The sequence below is a fragment of the Acinetobacter sp. ABJ_C1_1 genome (genome assembly GCF_044684115.1).
Lineage (GTDB): Bacteria > Pseudomonadota > Gammaproteobacteria > Pseudomonadales > Moraxellaceae > Acinetobacter > Acinetobacter nosocomialis_A.
On record NZ_JBITPU010000001.1, the window covers coordinates 134,500 to 153,134 of the forward strand.

Annotated in this window: 18 protein-coding genes; 6 read left to right on the forward strand and 12 right to left on the reverse strand. The window is 37.1% G+C overall.

From position 1 onward, the window contains the following. The first annotated feature begins 304 nt into the window (after positions 1-304). The 3 genes from ACG59Z_RS00655 to ACG59Z_RS00665 all read left to right on the forward strand — a co-directional run bounded on the left by ACG59Z_RS00655 (position 305) and on the right by ACG59Z_RS00665 (position 2,559). A complete protein-coding gene (locus ACG59Z_RS00655; protein WP_311070571.1) occupies positions 305-1,135 on the forward strand; it encodes a sugar phosphate isomerase/epimerase family protein in 831 nt (276 codons plus the stop codon). A 73-nt stretch (positions 1,136-1,208) separates the two neighbouring features. Beyond that, positions 1,209-1,826, forward strand: a complete 618-nt coding sequence (locus ACG59Z_RS00660) for a LysE family translocator (RefSeq protein ID WP_009392922.1) — start codon at positions 1,209-1,211, stop codon at positions 1,824-1,826. A 247-nt stretch (positions 1,827-2,073) separates the two neighbouring features. Further along, positions 2,074-2,559 carry an Lrp/AsnC family transcriptional regulator gene (locus ACG59Z_RS00665; protein WP_031944456.1) on the forward strand — a complete coding sequence of 162 codons (486 nt, stop codon included), beginning with the start codon at positions 2,074-2,076 and terminating at the stop codon, positions 2,557-2,559. Between the two features lie 28 nt (positions 2,560-2,587). Here the strand turns inward: ACG59Z_RS00665 and ACG59Z_RS00670 are convergent, their stop codons facing one another. From ACG59Z_RS00670 to pepN, 10 genes are all read right to left on the reverse strand, one after another. After that, positions 2,588-3,145: a chorismate mutase gene (locus tag ACG59Z_RS00670; RefSeq protein WP_400197403.1), complete on the reverse strand. Its 558-nt coding sequence runs from the start codon at positions 3,143-3,145 to the stop codon at positions 2,588-2,590. A 78-nt stretch (positions 3,146-3,223) separates the two neighbouring features. Further along, on the reverse strand, positions 3,224-3,907 hold the full coding sequence (locus ACG59Z_RS00675) for an SDR family NAD(P)-dependent oxidoreductase (protein WP_400197404.1): 684 nt from the start codon (positions 3,905-3,907) through the stop codon (positions 3,224-3,226). 9 nt (positions 3,908-3,916) lie between these two features. Beyond that, entirely contained in the window at positions 3,917-4,678 is a 762-nt protein-coding gene (locus tag ACG59Z_RS00680) for an SDR family NAD(P)-dependent oxidoreductase (protein WP_400197406.1), read from the reverse strand. A 7-nt stretch (positions 4,679-4,685) separates the two neighbouring features. After that, on the reverse strand, positions 4,686-5,372 hold the full coding sequence (locus tag ACG59Z_RS00685; RefSeq protein ID WP_400197408.1) for a glutathione S-transferase family protein: 687 nt from the start codon (positions 5,370-5,372) through the stop codon (positions 4,686-4,688). A 249-nt stretch (positions 5,373-5,621) separates the two neighbouring features. Further along, entirely contained in the window at positions 5,622-6,494 is an 873-nt protein-coding gene (locus ACG59Z_RS00690) for a DUF4882 family protein (RefSeq protein ID WP_400197410.1), read from the reverse strand. Positions 6,495-6,647: 153 nt separating this feature from the next. Further along, positions 6,648-7,670: a spore coat U domain-containing protein gene (locus ACG59Z_RS00695; protein WP_400197411.1), complete on the reverse strand. Its 1,023-nt coding sequence runs from the start codon at positions 7,668-7,670 to the stop codon at positions 6,648-6,650. Continuing rightward, a complete protein-coding gene (locus tag ACG59Z_RS00700) occupies positions 7,661-10,120 on the reverse strand; it encodes a fimbria/pilus outer membrane usher protein (protein WP_400197413.1) in 2,460 nt (819 codons plus the stop codon). Before ACG59Z_RS00700 ends, ACG59Z_RS00695 begins: the two co-directional genes overlap by 10 nt. A 9-nt stretch (positions 10,121-10,129) precedes the next feature. After that, positions 10,130-10,834 carry a molecular chaperone gene (locus ACG59Z_RS00705; RefSeq protein ID WP_400197415.1) on the reverse strand — a complete coding sequence of 235 codons (705 nt, stop codon included), beginning with the start codon at positions 10,832-10,834 and terminating at the stop codon, positions 10,130-10,132. A gap of 75 nt (positions 10,835-10,909) precedes the next feature. Beyond that, positions 10,910-11,446, reverse strand: coding sequence for a spore coat U domain-containing protein (locus tag ACG59Z_RS00710; protein WP_311087401.1), 537 nt, complete (start codon positions 11,444-11,446; stop codon positions 10,910-10,912). A gap of 501 nt (positions 11,447-11,947) precedes the next feature. Then, positions 11,948-14,554, reverse strand: coding sequence for an aminopeptidase N (pepN, locus tag ACG59Z_RS00715; protein WP_263613993.1), 2,607 nt, complete (start codon positions 14,552-14,554; stop codon positions 11,948-11,950). Positions 14,555-14,873: 319 nt separating this feature from the next. On the opposite strand from pepN, the gene ACG59Z_RS00720 reads away from it, so the two are divergent. The 3 genes from ACG59Z_RS00720 to thiM all read left to right on the forward strand — a co-directional run bounded on the left by ACG59Z_RS00720 (position 14,874) and on the right by thiM (position 17,299). Next, positions 14,874-15,131 (forward strand): hypothetical protein, encoded by a 258-nt coding sequence (locus tag ACG59Z_RS00720; protein ID WP_004700972.1) that lies wholly within the window; start codon positions 14,874-14,876, stop codon positions 15,129-15,131. 151 nt (positions 15,132-15,282) lie between these two features. Further along, entirely contained in the window at positions 15,283-16,440 is a 1,158-nt protein-coding gene (locus ACG59Z_RS00725) for a hypothetical protein (protein ID WP_191109479.1), read from the forward strand. Between the two features lie 31 nt (positions 16,441-16,471). Continuing rightward, a complete protein-coding gene (thiM, locus tag ACG59Z_RS00730) occupies positions 16,472-17,299 on the forward strand; it encodes a hydroxyethylthiazole kinase (RefSeq protein WP_400197416.1) in 828 nt (275 codons plus the stop codon). 28 nt (positions 17,300-17,327) lie between these two features. Here the strand turns inward: thiM and ACG59Z_RS00735 are convergent, their stop codons facing one another. Both ACG59Z_RS00735 and ACG59Z_RS00740 read right to left on the reverse strand, forming a co-directional pair. Then, complete coding sequence (locus ACG59Z_RS00735) at positions 17,328-18,179, reverse strand: GyrI-like domain-containing protein (RefSeq protein ID WP_400198010.1); 852 nt, start codon at positions 18,177-18,179, stop codon at positions 17,328-17,330. Between the two features lie 81 nt (positions 18,180-18,260). After that, on the reverse strand, positions 18,261-18,620 hold the full coding sequence (locus tag ACG59Z_RS00740) for a 5-carboxymethyl-2-hydroxymuconate Delta-isomerase (protein ID WP_400197417.1): 360 nt from the start codon (positions 18,618-18,620) through the stop codon (positions 18,261-18,263). Positions 18,621-18,635: the final 15 nt, after the last annotated feature.

Genomic DNA, 18,635 nt, shown 5'->3' on the forward strand with positions numbered 1-18,635 from the left:
TCTAATGCCACTTATAAGGAATTATTTTAAATCCCCAATATGATAATTAATGACAAATTATATTAAAATATACGATATTTTTAATATAATTTAGTATGACTAAAGAATAATAAAAATGGAAAAATCCAAATATTTTGATCATTTGTGCAATATACGGCTCTGTCCATATAGAGATTTATATGCCTTATAAAAATTCGACTTTAGTCTGATGTTTTTATAACAGAATAAAAATAAGATGGCGGCTGGGTAGACAGTGAATAAATAATTATACCCAGAATATCTTTAATAAATCAGGAACATAACAATGACTTCGCCTTTAATGAATAATTATCTTAACTTTGCATCTGGAATTGCACATCAGCAGTATTTACCAGCCGAAGAAGGGATTGTTAAGGCATATAATGATGGTTGTACTCACTGGTATGTAGATGGAAGTCTACATGGAGAAATGGTTCCAGATTGGTCTTCTGAACGAATTGAAAATCTAAATAACTTAATAAAAAAATATAATGTTCAACCTATTTTCCACGGTAACTTTAAAGCCCCATTAGGTAGCGATGTAGATTATTTACGTGAAGCTGCTGTGGCATATGTTAAACAAGAGATTGATATTGCCGCAAAGATTGGTGCCCCTTTAGTGATTCATGGCGGCGGTATTGTTGAACCTAAAAAAATTGTCCTCGCGAAACAAAAAGCTCTCGATAACTATATTCTGTCTATTAAAGAACTGGCTGAATATGCGGCTGAAAAATCAGTTGATATTTATTTAGAGAATTTATCAAACTATAAACACTATCGTCCGTTCCATTATGTCTTTACTCATATGGAAGAATACGATTATGTTTTCAACAAAATTGATCATAAAAATGTCTATTTCTTTTTAGATGCAGGCCATGCAAATGTGGGTGAAGGTGACCCTATTGCTGTTGTAGAAAAATACCATCAAAAAATTAAGGGTATTTCTTTTAGCAATAACAATGGTGAGCAAGATCAACACTTTAGTATTGGCCGCGGTACTGTAAACTATTCTGATTTTATCGAGACTATTAATCGAAATAATTGGAAAGGTCTTGTTGCCTTTGAGGTGAGAGATAAAAGTACTTTAGATTCAGTTAAAGAATTGGCAAGCGCATAAAATTAAAAGCCTTCTGAGGAACACCAGAAGGCTTTTTAAATATAAATAATTCATTTTTAAAAGGATATATTAAGTGAGTGGTTTACTAGTTTTCATAACAATTGCCTTTCTTACATTATCAAGCCCGGGACCTGGTGTCTTATTTACAGTGACAAATTCAATAAATTACGGTGTCCGTACCGCATTATTTGGCATTATTGGCTTAATTATTGGTATGTTTGTTATTGCAGTCATTTCGGCTAGTGGCGTTGGTTTAATTATTACTAGTAATCCCACTATTTTTACTGTTTTAAAATTTATAGGTGCATTCTATTTAATGTACCTAGGCTATAAGAACTTTGTAAAAACATCCCCTTCTCAAGACTTATTAGATACCGAAACAAGTGAAAAAACAGTTAGAAAGTCCAAATTATTTTATCAAGGTTTATTCGCTTCTCTTCTAAACCCTAAAACTATTGTTTTCTTTATTGCTCTTTTCCCACAATTTATTGATATAAAAGAAAAAATAATAAATCAATTTTTAGTATTATCTTTAACCTTTTGCCTGATCGGATTCTTAATCCATCTGGTCTATGCTAATTTTTCCTCAATCTTTAAAGAAAAAATGCTATCTGGAAATAACTTTGCCAGATTAAATAAAATCAGTGGTTGTATATTTTTTATTCTCGCTGTTTTATTAATTGTTCAATAAGCAAACTTACTTTTTTGTCTTAATATCAATTCTTTATAAGATCCGCAAAGAGCACTGTTTAGTCACCCTTACTGAAACAGTGCTCTTTGCTTCATCACAACTCCTATCCAGTAGAGTTCGATGCATAGAAATAGTGTATGGCTGTCGACCTCAAAATGTTTACTGTATTTTCAGTTTTTTTAAATGATCTCAGCATAAAAATCACGTATATTAAAAATTAACAGAAGAATCTTCTTTGGTTTATATTTTGAACAGCACAGAATACACATTAGATCGCATAGATCGGAAAATATTATCTGCCCTTCGTGGAAATGGACGCTTAACAGTTGCGCAGCTCGCTGAAGAGGTTGGGCTTTCATCTTCACCCTGTTGGACTCGACTCAAACGTTTAGAAACTCTAAAAATTATTGAAGGCTATACGGTAAACGTAAACCCAAAAGCGATTGGCATTCACGAGTTATTCTTTATTGAAATTACGCTAGAACGCCACGACGACGAAATGCTAGAAAACTTTAGTGAAGCTTTGGCAGACATTCCCGAAGTAGTCGAGGCACATTTAGTTACGGGTGACTATGATTACTTGGTGAAAGTGGCCGTAAAAGATGCCGAACATTACGAACGCTTTTTACGTAAAAAGCTCTATTCGATTAAAGGTATTCGGCATACGCGTTCAACCTTTGCCTTACGACCACTTAAATCTGCCAATACTGCCGACTTAATGTTGATTGAATAATTGACTTATATAAGCCGCTTTAGGTGCTTCATTGTTTTAATTTGATTTTATTCAATGTTACACATAAAGCCTTTTTATCGGCTTCTTTAAGTTGAGGGTGCTGAACTGGCCACATATAGCCACAACCGTGCGGCGCCTTGTTATTATTTTTCTTGAGTTCATAGGCAATATTTTTTAGAAGCTCCGTATTTAAAGAACTAATTTTTAACCGCACTTCGCTTAAGTCCTGAGGCTTCCAGTTGGTTTCAGGGCTAGACAACCAGTCCGCTCTATATCGGTATTGAATAGCTTTCGCTACATTCATTTGTGTCACTATAAACGGCTTTACCGTTTCACTGTTCAGCCCAAAAGATTCGGCCTCAGAAAGTGATTGGTCAAGTACTTTCTTTTCTTGAGCTAAATCTTCAATCGGTAAATGCTGCTCTGCTTTATAGCCTGCGACATCTTTCATATAAGATAAGCGCTCGTTAACTAAACGTGCTGTTTGATCATATTGATATGCTTGTGCCAGTGAAGAAAAGCACATCAAAGCTGCTACTGTAGTCGCTACCTTAACCGTTTGTTGAGCATTCTTAATATTTAACATTTGAGTACCTATCGAAATTATTGTTGTGCTGTCATTCCAAAGCAGTACTCTATTTTAAGAACACTCGAAAGTAAAATCTCACAATACGCGGAGCTCTTGGCTCCATGCAGAGTCAGATTGGTGATAGATGTGCTGGCACACTTGTTTAACAGATGAAATAAAGTGCGGGTTTTGTCCATCCCATTTTTCCACCATGCAATACGTGACATGTATGCCTTTGGGCTGAAACTCTCTTGCCAATGACTGCGATAACGCTCGAATACTCGCAAACATACTTTGACTTAATACATCGTGGTGAGCAGAATGATGAGATGGCGCTCCAAGAAAAATAACTGTACCCCGCTGCTGTTTTAACATGGGTTTAAGTACTAACTGCGACACGCTCACGGCACTTAAACCTGTGGTCTGCCAACTGTGCTCAATTTCTTCTAAAGATAAAGCTTCAATATTTGGTGCAGATGAAAAATTTGGCTGAAACACGCATAACTCAATGGTATGACGATGCTCTGTTATATATTTCAGCAGACTTTTTAATTGCTTAGTTTTTACCAAGTTTAAGCGCACACTCGTCATGCCATCATTTACGTAACTTACTTGTATGTTCCGAACAGTAGAATCATGTATGACTTGATAAACATGTAATGGTGCTTGATAGTTTTTATCTAAAATTACAAAATCATGGCCCAGTAGTTCTATATCATGACCAGCAACCACCACACAGCCCTGCTTTTTTTGAAACTTCTGAAATATTGTTTTTAGCATATTCGTCTCTCAAAATTTTTCTTGGTATGGGCGTAAATCTAACTCATGTGTCCAGAGCTCAGGGCTTTGCAGGTAAAGCATCCAATAGTTTTCTGCTATTGCATCAAGATTAAGTCCGCCCGTTCCACGTGTAAGACGTGCTAAACGACCTAGACCAAATAAAGCTTTATTAATTCTGTCACCATTCACCATTCCATCAATAATGACATGAGCAATATGAATGCCTTGTGTTTTATAAATTTGAGCTAGATTTAATGCATAAGCTCGCAACGCAGATTTACCCATCGTAAAAGCAGCAAAAAAGGGTTTTCCGCGCAAAGAGGCACTCGCTCCAGTAAAAATAAGCGTACCGTGATTTTGTTCTTTAAAAATTTTTAGACAGCTTTGAGAAACCAAATAAGCTGATAAAAATGTGGATTGCCACATATCATTAAAAAACGATAGCGGGCTGCGTAAAAAAATTGAGGGAATATTCCCTCCAACATTATGAATAACAGCGGTAATACGTTCGTTTTGACTAGTAACGGTGTCAAATAGGGCCTGTACTTGATGTATATCTTCGGCATCTAAACGAAATGCGGTAGCTTCACCACCCTTTGCATGGATTTCGGCCGCGACTGTTTCAATTTTCTGGAAAGTTCGCCCAGCAACGTAAACTTTTAACCCTTCTCTTGCAAAACGATGACAAACGGCTGCCCCAATTCCCTGTGAAGCCCCGACACCAATAACAACTGCACAATCTCGTGTTTTATCTGGTGTTACTAATGACATAGTCGTTTCACCCTGTTTGTTTTTTATACCATAAAGCAATAAACGGACGATTCAAAATTTCTTTACTAAACTTTTTACTTGTTCGAACGACTTCACCAAGTTGAGCAACCACGGCAATGTCTGCAATCGTCTTGTTATCTCCAACCAACCATTCGCTTTGTGATAAAACCTGCTCAATACGGTCTAAGTGTTTAATAAACTCTGCTTCAACATCCTCGGCTTTCATTCGGCCCAAGCCCTGAAAGAAAAGCTGTGTTTTTAATTCGGCTAAAATAAAAGCTTTCACCATTGGCTTTTCATATGCTGGCCGACCAATACTACTAATACGGATGGCTTCCTCTAAAGCTTCTGAATCATTTACCCTTAAATACACTTCATAAAAATAAAGAGACTCATCTGCCCAGTCTTCCCACAGTTCGGCAAGTGCTTTTTGATTTGGATCTGCGGGATAAAGTCGCGGTGTATCTGGATAGGCTTCATCTAAGTAACGAGCAATACGAGTACTGTCTTGTATACGTTGTCCTTTATGGTCAATGACAGGTACTTTACCCACTTTACTGAGCAAAGGAACTTTTGCACCAAGAATACCGTTATAGTTTACTGTATCAAATGGGATTCCCTTAAATTTCAAAGCTCTTGCAATTTTTTGACAAAATGGAGAAATTTCCCACTGATGCAAAATAATATCCGACATTGGTTCATCCTTTATTTTTAATTGCCTGTTTTACTTACTAGTTCTTTTTTGGAACTAACTAATAAATATACAGAATACCCTTTTAAGTCAAACCATTTTTAATGACGGTCAAGTTTCGAAATCTAAGAATTATTTGATTTTTATTATGATTAAAAAGAGCTTTGAGTGTTTACGTTATCTTTTAATTTATAGTCTTTTACAAAGCTATGTACCCCAAAAATAAGATACATAGCTTGGATAAGTCTTTTCTTATAAAGCGACACCACAAATGTCTTTAGTCCCTGTTGGGTAAGTAAACTGCATTTTTGATTTATCTGTAATTAATTGAAGACCCACTGTTTTACCAGTTAAGGCAGAGTTAGCGAAATGATCTTGGTTAATTGCTCCCATGAAGCTGATATATTTTAATTTATTTTCCATCGTAAGGTTCAAGTAGCCATAATTCACACCATTAACAATATATCCAATCTGTTTAGTATTTTGATTTACATAAATACCTACTCTAACTTTTCCATCAGTTGGAACTTGTACTGGGTTATTAGTTCTATTGGCACTTAAATATGTTAAATGACCATTTCCATCAGATTTATATGTAGCACCTAAAGAAGCGATTGCATCTCCATTTAGAACACCAGAATAGTTATTACCTTTTGCAAACATTAAATTTAGTGTTAATTCCACTTTAGACTCTGAAGATCCAGTAATAACAAAACCATACTCATACATCTGGGAATTATTGCCGAGGTTAACCTTTAAGTTATTCACATCAAAAATAAACTCCTGAGCAAATATATCTGAACTACCAATAGCTTTATCAATTATGACAACATTGTCTGGTGTATCAGATGGGTACTGGGTTTTAAACTGAATATATTTTTTTGAAGCTAAAAGCTTATCGACATCTTTATTTGAATAATAATTTATAACGTCATAACCAGACTGATTCGTATTATTTATATTAGCAACTTGCTCTGCATAACGATAATTAGCTGTGTTTGCTCCGTTTGCTGCTTCAAAAGCTTTTATGCCTTGTAAGGTCGCATCAAAGCTATAGGTACACTCAGCAAAAGAGTTACTCATACCCGACATACCTATTATTGTTGCTAAAATTATCTTTTTCACGTCATTATCCTTTTTTATATTTGAACGTTTAGTATATATAAATACATAAATAATTTGATTAAATCTGATAAACGGCTTTTTTAATAGAACAACAATATATTTATTAATTCTAAAAAAGCACTATCTCTTTTGAAGAAATAGTGCCTGAGGCAATTAATAAGTCACTGTAACAACAACACTATCAGAGTAGCTACCAGGTCTACTTGCAATCGTAGTACCTTGCGGAATTTTTCCATAAACTGTAGTGGTTTGAGCATTACCTGTTCCAGTGCCAGATACTCCTCCCGTTCCCCCAACGCTATTCACTCCACCCGTAGCATCCCACACCGAACTATAAGCAGCATCTTTGTATAACTGATAGGGAATAAACTCATTATTACTATTGGCCATACGCCTGAACCCTCCGCTGATACGGTTATTGCCATCCCCTAAATAAATCGAATATGGCGTTCCAGAGTTACATGTCGTATTTACAGCACCTTGAGTCGTGTAGTCACGCTTAGTAATACCAATATCATTAATATTGCCGAAATCGACGTTTGACGTTGAGTTTAATTGACAAAGCGTGGGTACCACAAAGTTAGCTGTTAGCGTTACATTTCCAGAGTCCCAGCTGAGTAAATCACCTAAACATAACACCGCTAGAAGATCCATATCCCAAAAGAGTTGAACCGTAGCGGTATATGTTCCTTGAGGATAGGCAATGAGCGACCCTGTTCGCGCTGGTACTTTCACATTTACCGAGTAACTAAGAATATTATTTGAAGCGACAGTTACCACTGGACCATACCAAACATTAGAGGTTTGGTTGGTGGTAGAAGAACCGGCTCCACCAACAGTTGCAGTGACTGTATACGGTAACGATACGCTATTATTTGTAGTGGTTGCTCCTGTAAATACTGTCTTCATACACATAAACGGAGAGATTTGAGGTATTAGTCCTCCATTCGTGCAAGTAATTGTTCCTGAAAAGTTTACAGTTGCATCACTATTAATATTTGCTGCCGTGTAAGTAAACGTATTATTGGTCGTTCCAGCTACCGTACAGGCAGCATGCGTTGGACTCAAAAACGCATAAACGAGATAAAGTAAGCAAATGCCTATAAAGTATTTTATATATAAGAAAATTTTTTTATAGCTCTCTATTTGAGCCTTATTCATAATATTTAATGACATATATAAGGTCCCAATTTCTTAGTTGAGTACTGATTACTGTTATAAGTGAAGTCAACTTGGCATGAACCATGATCGAGAAGATCTACTTCAAGTTTGTTTTGTTTTAATAAGTTTGGAACGAATACTTCACCATCGTAGCCCACTATTGCATCTTGCTGCCCATTAATTCGAACGCTATAACCCGGCTTTAACGGTGAGTTGTTTTTATCAACGACTTTGACTAAGCCTGAAACGACCTGATGTGCACCAAAGTCAACTAAGGTTCCTTGGCGGTAACCTACTACTGTTTTTTGATCTGTAGATTTAACATTCCAATTTAAAGGTAAATAAGATGGATCTAAATAAATATGGTTCTCTCTATAGGGCATGAGACTAGAAATGAGGAATCTTCCAGACTTATCAGTTGTTCCTAGATTTATCCCACCATTGATAATCTGGCTTTGCGGTCCAGCATTGGTAACAACAGCATAACCATCTCCAATTTCATTGGCCGCAAAAATACGTCCTGCAGCTGCAACCAATGATCCAGTCGCTGAAACTGCAACTTGGTCATTGTCTCCAATTCGGTTATAACGACCTGTTAGGTATGCAGCCCGTGCTCGGTAAGAACCATAGATCGATGCATTATTGTTATGTGCATCCTGATCTCGCTCAACATATCCTCCCCATCCAAATGAATCAATTTGTGGTTCCGATAGAACAAATACTTCTTGTCGATAAGTCAATCTGCCACTATCGTTAGATACGCTAGAAATAGCATTCACTCTGGTAGATGGCGTATAGCGCAGCGCAAAGTAAATGCCATAGTTCTTATGGCTTTCATAATCTTTATAAGCTGAACTATAAAAGCCCCAGTTCTTGTTCAGACTCCCGCTTAAGTTAGCAGATAGCAACTTATACGAGTTATCACTATATTTAATTTGGTTGTAGCCGACATAAACGCTATAGCCTGCATAAAAGTTATAGTTAATCCCTGCCCTAATAATCTCATCTGCCAGTGCACTGTAGCTCAGATAATTCTGTGGCTCAGAAGTAATCTGGTTTTCTTTTAAATATCGAATTTGAGACACACGGGCCAAGTCAAAATAGTTATCAAATACTTTACGGTAACTGGTATTAAACGAAATATTCTTGCTAATACGCCCTTCTAAACCAAGCAAGGCAGAATAGCCGTTCTCATCCTTATACTGGCTTGCTGCAATGTCGGCATTAATAACGCCCACACCAAACAGGTTCTTGGCAAAGCCTGTTCCCACGTTGGAAAGACCATCTGTTGAAGCCTCTGCACCACCGCTTAAAGTCAGTGAGTTGCTGTAGCCGTATCGAATCGCACCCGAAGCAAAGGTGGCATCATCATAATCATTTGAGTACAGTCCGTAGTTATAACGCGGAACCCCAATATCCACTGAAAACTCATTGATGCCTTTTGCCAGAATCTTCGATGAAAAGTAATAAGGTTTTTTGGTAATGCTTTGCTGACCTGTGGCATCGGTGGTCACCAGCGTGACTTCATTTCCTGAAATAAACGGGAGCTGTTTAATATCAAAAGGGCCTGAAGGAACAAGGCCTGAATAAATCTTTTGCTGGTTAACGTATAAGTCTAGTGTTGAAGGTAACGCCGCCGAACCAGAAAACTGCGGCAGCGCCGAGGTAACAATATCACCACGTTGGGTATAAGCACTCGACCATTGGAAACCGGCAAGACGTACACTACTGCCCCAGTCAGAACTGTTGGAAATAAAGTCACCTAGGGTATAGATTCTGACTTTCTCAGGGTCTACATATTGCCATTTACTTTCCAGACGTACCCATTTTTCATGGCTATAGCTCGTTTCATTACTACCGTTGTATAAAACGCCTGATGAAAAATTACCGATGGCGCTATTAAAAATACCTTCAGCCGAACCAGAGAAAATACTCTCATCATTGGTTATGGTGTGATACAGGCTGTAATTCAGGAGTGCAGCATTTAAGGGTTTCATTTTTAGCAGACTGGAGCTAGTGGTCTGTTGACCAGTTAAATCAACTGAGTAACCCATTAACATGTTTGACGGAACTTGTAAGTTCAGAGACTGCTCATTTTCTAAGTACTTAAACTGGATTCCTTTAAGTTCGTTAAGACATACCCATTGGCTATCAGGGATATGTTCATCCATTTTCACTCTTAGCGTTTTTAAGTCACCAGAACGAATATATAACTTTCCATCTTTAGATTGTTTTACGGAAAACAAATCTTCAGAAGTATTTGAATTAATAGAAATATTTAAAAATAGCTGAGTAAAATCATGTTCTTGCTGCTGTCCATTCGTCTTTTCATGCATATATTTATTATTACTTCCTATAGACTTAGGAACACTAGGAACTGCAGTATTTGTATGATCTAGTAACTGTTCAGCAAAAGAATATGTTGGAAAATACGCAACACATAAGACACCTATAATATATTTCATATAAGCCTCTTAAAGTGTGGTTTTCTTACCATTAACTGTCAGAGAAATGCTGTATTTATGATTGGGCTGATATGTAAAATTATTAACTGAATAGCTTCGTGCTTGGTTTGCAAGAATGTAGCCATTCACGGTATTCACTTTAATCGGATAACTTTTATTTTCGGTGTTATCTATAAGTGTTAAGTCATTTAAAAGTGCATGTCGGTTTCCAATATTTCTAATATTTAAAAAAGCTTCCTTTGGATGAGTATCAATTTTCCAATTCAGTTGAGTAATCGCATCTTTATTGACTACAAATACAGGTAATGACGAACGAAGTAATACATTTACACCTTGAGAAGCTTTACGGCTATCAACTGGTTTTGGTAATTCGTCAATAATAATACGATAAGTTTTTTCACCAGAAATTGGTTCCGGATTAATTCGGACTACCCGTAAATTATAAGACTCGCTAGGTTTTAGCTTTAAAAAAGGTGGGCTAATAGTGATTTCATCTGTAGGTGTTAATTGATCTTGTCCATTATTTTGAGTCCATTCAAATATACGTGCCTGTAAATCAGCACTTTCATTTGACTGATTATATAGACTAATTGAAGAAGCTTTTTGATGACTTAAAATTTCTACACTTACCGGTGAAAGGCGGATTGTGGCGGCGTGAATAGTGCTAGATAAAGATAAGAATAATCCCGTAATAATAAAAATATTTTTTTTCATGTTTTACTCAAATATATATCTTTTTAATATATTAGCCCTTTCAAAAGGGCTAACAGCTTTTCTAATTTATACAACTTAATAAGTTACCGTTATTGTTACCGTATCAACATAACTACCCGCACTCGGCAGTGCTGAGCCAGCAGGAAGACGACCATATACATTCACTGTTTGTACTGCACCACTACCTGTTCCGCTATAAGCGGTTGTTGCTATACCAATTGCAGTGGCACGTCCTGTATCCGAATACAGGTTATAAGGAATATATTCATTACTTGCTGCCCCACCAATCATGCGTCGTTGGGTTGATAAAACATTTTGACCACCATCAAACGACAAAGTCCATGGCACAGTATTGTTACAAAGAACTTTAATTGAAGTACCACCTGTAGTTGAGGTATCTGCATCAACATTAGTAGTGAGAGAACTCAAAGTACCAAAGTCCAAAACCGCATTTGTTGTAGTACCTGTTGCAGAGGTATTAAGGACACAACTATTTGTTACTGTCGCCTTAACAGTTAATGTCCCCGTCGCTGTAGCGGCATTTGCTGCGTTCAGGGAAAATAACCCTACAGCTATTGCCGATAAATAAAAAAAAGTCTTTTTCATGGCCAAAACCTTTTAAATTAAATTGTCGAATTAATAGATATAAAAAAATTAACTCTTATTCTTACAATCATTTTTTATTTGACTGCTCTTTTAGAGCTTATTTTTTATCCTATTTTAAATATCATACATAAAAATAATTAAAATGCATAAACTTGTTATTATTTTTATTTCTATTTAATAAAATATAGTTACTTAAAGTTACTCCATAAATATAAAAACCAACATTAACAAATCATAAGCATTTGATTTAAATTAATTTAACCATTCTATCAAAAAATTTATTCATAGAAATTTAAGTAAATGTGTCATTTTTCTTTTCCGGTAATTAATCACAAAAAATAGCTTTTTTATGCAATGCTTCAACTTAAAATTAAATTGATTTATTCTTTAATATATTTAAAAAATACATTTAATATAAATTAATAAAGGACATAATTTAAAGAAATATAAAATAAGGGTAAAAAATAAAGGCCTCATACGAGGCCTTTATTAAGTATATTTAAATAATTAAACGCTTAACATACTATTTAAAGTTTCAGAAACGTTTTTAGATTTCACTTTAGGCTGCAATGCCTCTAAAGCTTGTTGTACTTGAGTGCGCTGAGGCTCTGCAAGTGTGTACCAACGTGACAATACCTGTAATAGGCGTGAACCTAAAATCGGGTTCTTCTCATCAAGATATTGTGCAAGATTAATAAAGTGCACTACACCAAAGCCCCAAGTATTTTCAGGGTTATTTGACAAGCCCCCACTTACGGCGCGAATACGGTTTGGCGTCGTGAGGTCATAATCAGGATGTTGAGTGAGATATTCAATCGTCTCAACAGTAGCATTTGGATTTGCTGCCTGAATCATAAACCATTGATCTAAAGACAATGCTTCATCTTTAAAACGGTCATAGAAATCAGCTAGGGCATCTTGAGCTTGAGGTGCATTTTGCCAAACCAATACACGTAAAGCACCTAAACGTTCAGACATATTGCCTGTGTTTTGATATTGCACATGTGCTAATTCAAATGCAGTTTGGTCGCCCTGACGAGCCATCATCATAAGCATAATGTTCTTTAATGCACGTACACCCATCGCTAAAGAAAATTCTTTTTGTTGGTCTGGGTCAAGGGTAAGGTAAGTATCTTTCCAGAAAGAACCTAACTCTTGTGCTAATCGATTCAGCAAGGCCTCACGTTTTACATGAACATCGGCTGGTGCATAGTTCTGATCGATACGACTACCCAAATAACCTTCACTTGGTACATCAAACAAACGAGATGCTAAAAGTGGGTCGCGGCCAACCAACTCAGGCAAAGTGCTCTGAATAGCTTGAATGTACGCATCGGCAGAATGGTCTTCTAACAAAATACGCTCAAGCAAGGTTTGAGTTGCTTGCCACTGGTTAAAACCATTTGTCTCATGCTGAATTAAGAAAGCTAATTCTGCATCGGTATAGTCAAATACAAGATTTACAGGCGCAGAGAAATTGCGGAGTAACGACACAACTGGCTGTTCAGTCACACCTGTAAACTCAATGGTTGCTTCATCTTGGTCAAACAAGTACACGCCATCTTTAACATCATTTACGAATAAGCTGTCACTGTGCAATGTATATTGCTCGCCTGTTTTAGCATTAAATAGCGCTAAAGCCACAGGAATCGGAACAGCTTTTAAATTTGGATATTTAGGATGAGCTTTCAGGCTTTGTTTAAAACTTAAACGGTAAGTTTGTGCTGCTGCATCGTACTCACCTTTTGCTTCAAGCTTTGGTGTACCCGGTTGGTTATACCAAGTTAAAAATGCAGATAAATCGACACCCGAACCTGCTGATAATGCAGCAACCCAGTCTTCTACAGTTACGGCTTGTCCGTCATGACGGCGGAAGTATTCGTCTGTTCCCTTACGGTATTTTTCTTTACCAAGTAAGGTCGACATCATGCGGTTAATTTCCGCACCTTTTTCATAGACTGTCGCTGTATAGAAGTTATTAATTTCTACAAAGTGGTCTGGACGTGGTGGATGCGACAATGGACCTGCATCTTCAGGGAATTGGTGTGATTTAAGTACAGCAACGTCATCAATACGTTGAACCGCAGCAGATTGTAAGTCTTCCGAGAAAGACTGATCGCGGAATACCGTTAAACCTTCTTTTAAACACAGTTGGAACCAGTCACGGCAAGTAATACGGTTACCAGTCCAGTTATGGAAATATTCATGGGCAATCACCGACTGCACTCGCATAATCGCAGCGTCAGTTGTGTATTCTTCATCGGCAAGTACACATGAGGTATTAAAGATGTTTAAACCTTTATTTTCCATTGCACCCATGTTGAACTGGCTTACCGCAACAATCATATAGTTGTCGAGGTCATACGCACGGCCGTAGTGTTCTTCATCCCAACGCATTGAATGCTTTAAAGCTTCCATTGCGATATGACATTTTGGAATGTCTTTCTCAATGGCATAAATTTCTAAAGCAACATCACGTCCTTCAGAAGTCGTATAACGATCTTTAAGTACAGCTAAATCACCAATAACACAAGCGAACAAATAGCTTGGCTTTTTAGTTGGGTCTTGCCAGATTGCAAAGTGGCGGTTTTCACCCGCTTCACCTGTTTCAAGCAAGTTACCATTAGCAAGTAATACTGGGTATTTTTTGTCTGCTTCTACACGCGTCGTAAAGACTGAAAGTACGTCTGGACGGTCTGGATAGAAGGTAATTTTACGGAAGCCTTCAGGCTCGTTTTGCGTAACAAACAAATCGCCTGCTTTATATAAACCTTCAAGCTGAGTGTTGGTTTCAGGATGAATAATCACTTGAGTCTGTAAAATGACTTCATCTGGTGCGTTAGTGATCACCAATTGTTCACTATCGAGTGAATATTGTGCAGGAGTAAGCTCTTGACCATTGAGCTGAATAGATTGCAACTCAAGATCACGACCTAACAGCACCAAGTCTCCAGCAGTTTGACGCTTCATGACTAAAGTTGAATCAACAATTGTTTTATCGTCATAGACTTGAATATCAAGATTAATGGATTCAACCAAGAACGAAGGTTTTTGATAATCTTTTAAATAAACTGTTTGATCTGCCTGAACTGGAGGCTGTGCCGCAATATTCATCTTTATTCCTTATATACTTTTCGGAAACTGTAGTACGAATTTTATGAACTTGATCATACATATTCATACATACTGTGTTTGTTTACCTTTATAAAATTAATGGGACTTCATTTATACATTTCAAATTAGAATTTGGTTTTATTAGCACAGATTAGACCAAAATTACGATAATCGTTGTTTATATAATCAATCTATACAATAAAAATAAAACTCCTTTCGCTTTTAACATTTTTTAGGAGCTGCTTACATTTTGGGCATGGTTCTTGCCTTAACTAATATACCAGTATAAGTATTTCAATTAGAACAAGAGGTAGCCACTATGGAATTAAAAACTTATTTACATCGCTTAGAAAATATTAAAGCTATTCATGATCTAGACGCAGCAGGACTCGACCATCATGTGATTGCCGTGTTCTTAACTGCGGAAGGTATTTCTATGACTGCTCAGGAGGTAACCACTATCGTTAATACTTATGACGCATTAGGTAAAGTGAAATTACCAAGCAAAAAAGTACAGGCGCTTATCAATGCTAAAAAACTTGGACAACATGATGAGAGCTTGCCGTGCCCTGTTTAATCTTAACTTTTAACCCCTTATGAAAACCTAAAATCAAAATAAAGATTTTAGGTTTTCTATTTTTGCACCAAACAAAAATACAATCTCAGCTATCGGCAATGCGGCTGTGTATAATAGGTCAATCATGATTGATTTAAGTGTTCGGAGCGAAATGGCCTTACAAATTCTACAGAAACAGCTAGATGAAAGTAGCCATTGCCCACTCTGCCAAGCTTCAATGTACTGGGTAGATGCCGAACAATTTGAGCAAGACATTCAGTTTCATGAATGCAGTCATTGCCAGCACCGTGTATTTAAAGACACAAAAATGACATGCCATTGTGACCAATGCACTAAACAAAGAAAAAAGCTTTTACAACAAACACGACTCCAAGAACAACGCCAGTTTAAGTCAAAAGATCAACCTCAGCGCAGTCTGGAACAACTTAGTTTTTTAAATAAACTTTTTCTGCTTAGCCTGCTTGATGACTATGCACGTGACGATGTTGCACATGACGAATATATTCACTGGGACCAAATAAAATATCAGCCTATTACACCCAACTGGATGTTCCAAAACCATCTGATTAAACAGCTTCATAAAGATGGGATTTTAAATGCACAGGATCAATCTGACGAACCACAATGCTTTTATTTAAACATTCGTTTAGATGGTTATAGTGACCCAAGCTTATTTAGTGTAGCCCAGCAATTACGCCACTGGTTTTATGAAAACTTAAGTCTTGGCATTCCGTTTCGTAGTGCCGATGAAGTGAAAGATGTCTTGTTTCAGGTGCTCTATCAAGAAATTATCCAGTTTATGCAGTTCTACTGCCGAACATGGGGTATTCAAATTGCAGGTAGCTCTAACTTTCAAACTTTTTGCTACCGTTTAATGGACTCATTGGCCATTGGTCAAATTTATTATTTGATTCAAACCGCGCTTGAATATCTTTATAAGCAAAAAGCTCTACAGCCACGTAATGAAAAGTTTATTAATACTAATTTATTAAAGAAAACTTTAGAACAATATCGGGAAAGAGCCTTGTCAGAAAAGTGGGAAACTTCAATGTTGCCACGCCCGTACAATATTCCCTACAGTAAAATGAGCCACATATTGTTTAACCGCTTTTTAGGTTATGACGAACAGATCTTTGTACAACCTGTCTGGAAAGCATGGCGAAAAATTGAACCTCGGTTAAACTTTTACTCAGTTAAACGTTGTATGCATTGTGGCTCAAATGATTTAAGTGTTGATTATGATGCAGCAGATTATGTTTCTTTGATTTGCGAAAGATGTAAGCATCAAGACCACTATTTTACCCGTTAAATGTTATCTCTGGCTTAATAAGGATAATCAGATGACTTCAATATCAAACCTCATTGAACAGGTGATTGAAGCTTGGCAAAACATGCAGGCAAAAGCGCCTCTTGTACAATGTATTACCAATAGCGTTGCAGCCAACTATACAGCCAATGTGTTACTGGCTTCTGGCGCATCACCTGCCATGATTGATAATCCTTATGAAGCAGAAAGTTTTACCAAAATCTCATCGGCTTTAAGCATTAATTTAGGCACTCCGACTTCAGAGCAAATGCAGGCCATGCAAATCTCTGCCAAAACAGCACAGCTTAATAATGTTCCTTGGGTACTTGATCCAGTCGGTTATGGACCAATTTTAGCTTGGCGCAGTAAAATGACAGATGAACTTTTACAGTTCAAGCCAAACGTTATTCGTGGTAATGCTTCAGAAATCAGTACACTTGCAGGCAATCAAGTTCAATCTAAAGGTGTAGACAGCACTTTAAGTAGCGACCAAGCCTATCAACAAGCTTTTTCTCTCTTAACACATGCAAGCTGTATCGCTATTTCAGGCGAGTCAGATTATATATTGTCTAATGAAATAGATGCTGTGATTCAAGTAAACGGCGGAAGTCCTTTACAACCTAAAATTACTGCAACAGGCTGTGCTTTGGGTGCATTAATTGCAGCATATAGCGCTGTGGCAACACCAACCATTGCGGCTCTTTCAGCTCATGTTCATTTTGCAATTGCAGGTAAACTTGCAGCAAATCAGGCGCAAACTATGGGAAGCTTTAGTAGCATCTTTATGGATTATATCCATATGCTAGATGACAACCTGATTGAACAATATGCAGATATCAAACTTTTAAACATACAGGCATAACCTAAGCTATGCCTGTATCACCCTAGACTCACTTTAAAAGTAAGTAAATGTCGGTAACAAGGTCGCACTCGTTCACTTCGTGCACAAAGTTGTGATAGTGAAAGAAAACCGGATAATCCCCTGCTTCTTCTGGTTGCTCAGGTAACCAGTTTCTAAAGATGTAATAAACACTATCTTTAATCTGGTCATGGCTACCAAAATGTCTTACGGTTGCATAACGCCCTGCAGGAATTTCACCTGTTTGTACGCCGTAACTATTTTCAGGTACCGCCTTTTCAATTGAACCTGCAATATCAAACCGAAACTCGTCAGGTGGTGTCTGATCGGGGTCAGCAAACGGAATACCATAAGTTCTAGACTTGGTCACAGGCGATAAACCTGTTTCTTTACGCCATGCAATAAACTGCGCAGCAGTTTCCAAAACTTTATCGGGACTTCCTAAATGCGATAGATACGCAATCTTTTCAGCAGGACGCTCAACAATATTTACATTCATTTTTAGCTCACTTTTTGGAAGTGTAAAAACAAACTTCTGGTGCCAAGATTCCCAGTCTGGTTTATCTCTAAAAGCCCGAGGAGTTTGATCAAATGAACGCTTAAATGCACGAGTAAATGCCTCGGGACTGTCAAACCCTGCTTGCAATGCAATCTCAATAATCTTGAGATCGGGTTCAAAAGCCAATTGAAAAGAGGCCCGTTTTAAACGAGAAAGTTGAATAAACTTCATCACATTTAGGCCAATATGAATGGCAAAAATACGATGAAAATGAAACTTAGATAAGGCTGCAATCTGGCTTAATAGGTCAACATCTAAATCTTCATCTAAATGTCTTTGAATATAGTCGCAAACCAGTTGCAGCTTTTGTGTATATACAGCCATACATTTATGTCTGTTCATTCGATAGCACTACTTTTACATAGTGCTCATCGCTATTCTTGATCGAAATTGCGCTTTTTATAGTTATACAACTTGCTTGAAATAATCTTCTCTTGGCATGTCGACAAGCTCAACGCACAATTGAATTTCTTTATTAAACCCTTGTTGTAAATATTTTTTGTTGCTAAGCGCCGCTAATAACTGCTCACCCATAAGCTGTTTTTGTTCAGCCGTTCTTCCCGACAAAATATAGACCTTTGCATGAATATAAGCTTGATCAGCCCCTAAGCCAATAAGGAAAACATCATCTTTACGCGCACGGCTTTTAATGTCTTCTGGACTAAATAACTCTGCCTCAATCAGTGTACTATTAATTTCTTCAAGTAATTGTTTTGCGTTCAATCCAGTTAAATTTTCTGAATAATCCACTACTACGTGCGGCATAGCCACCTCAATTTA

Coding starts and splice junctions, on each gene's coding strand:
- ACG59Z_RS00700 (WP_400197413.1), bottom strand. CDS start 10,120: ATGAAATATATTATAGGTGTCTTATGTGTTGCGTATTTTCCAACATAT.
- pepN (WP_263613993.1), bottom strand. CDS start 14,554: ATGAATATTGCGGCACAGCCTCCAGTTCAGGCAGATCAAACAGTTTAT.
- ACG59Z_RS00680 (WP_400197406.1), bottom strand. CDS start 4,678: ATGTCATTAGTAACACCAGATAAAACACGAGATTGTGCAGTTGTTATT.
- ACG59Z_RS00740 (WP_400197417.1), bottom strand. CDS start 18,620: ATGCCGCACGTAGTAGTGGATTATTCAGAAAATTTAACTGGATTGAAC.
- ACG59Z_RS00670 (WP_400197403.1), bottom strand. CDS start 3,145: ATGTTAAATATTAAGAATGCTCAACAAACGGTTAAGGTAGCGACTACA.
- thiM (WP_400197416.1), top strand. CDS start 16,472: ATGACTTCAATATCAAACCTCATTGAACAGGTGATTGAAGCTTGGCAA.
- ACG59Z_RS00735 (WP_400198010.1), bottom strand. CDS start 18,179: ATGGCTGTATATACACAAAAGCTGCAACTGGTTTGCGACTATATTCAA.
- ACG59Z_RS00695 (WP_400197411.1), bottom strand. CDS start 7,670: ATGTCATTAAATATTATGAATAAGGCTCAAATAGAGAGCTATAAAAAA.
- ACG59Z_RS00720 (WP_004700972.1), top strand. CDS start 14,874: ATGGAATTAAAAACTTATTTACATCGCTTAGAAAATATTAAAGCTATT.
- ACG59Z_RS00655 (WP_311070571.1), top strand. CDS start 305: ATGACTTCGCCTTTAATGAATAATTATCTTAACTTTGCATCTGGAATT.
- ACG59Z_RS00725 (WP_191109479.1), top strand. CDS start 15,283: ATGGCCTTACAAATTCTACAGAAACAGCTAGATGAAAGTAGCCATTGC.
- ACG59Z_RS00675 (WP_400197404.1), bottom strand. CDS start 3,907: ATGCTAAAAACAATATTTCAGAAGTTTCAAAAAAAGCAGGGCTGTGTG.
- ACG59Z_RS00705 (WP_400197415.1), bottom strand. CDS start 10,834: ATGAAAAAAAATATTTTTATTATTACGGGATTATTCTTATCTTTATCT.
- ACG59Z_RS00685 (WP_400197408.1), bottom strand. CDS start 5,372: ATGTCGGATATTATTTTGCATCAGTGGGAAATTTCTCCATTTTGTCAA.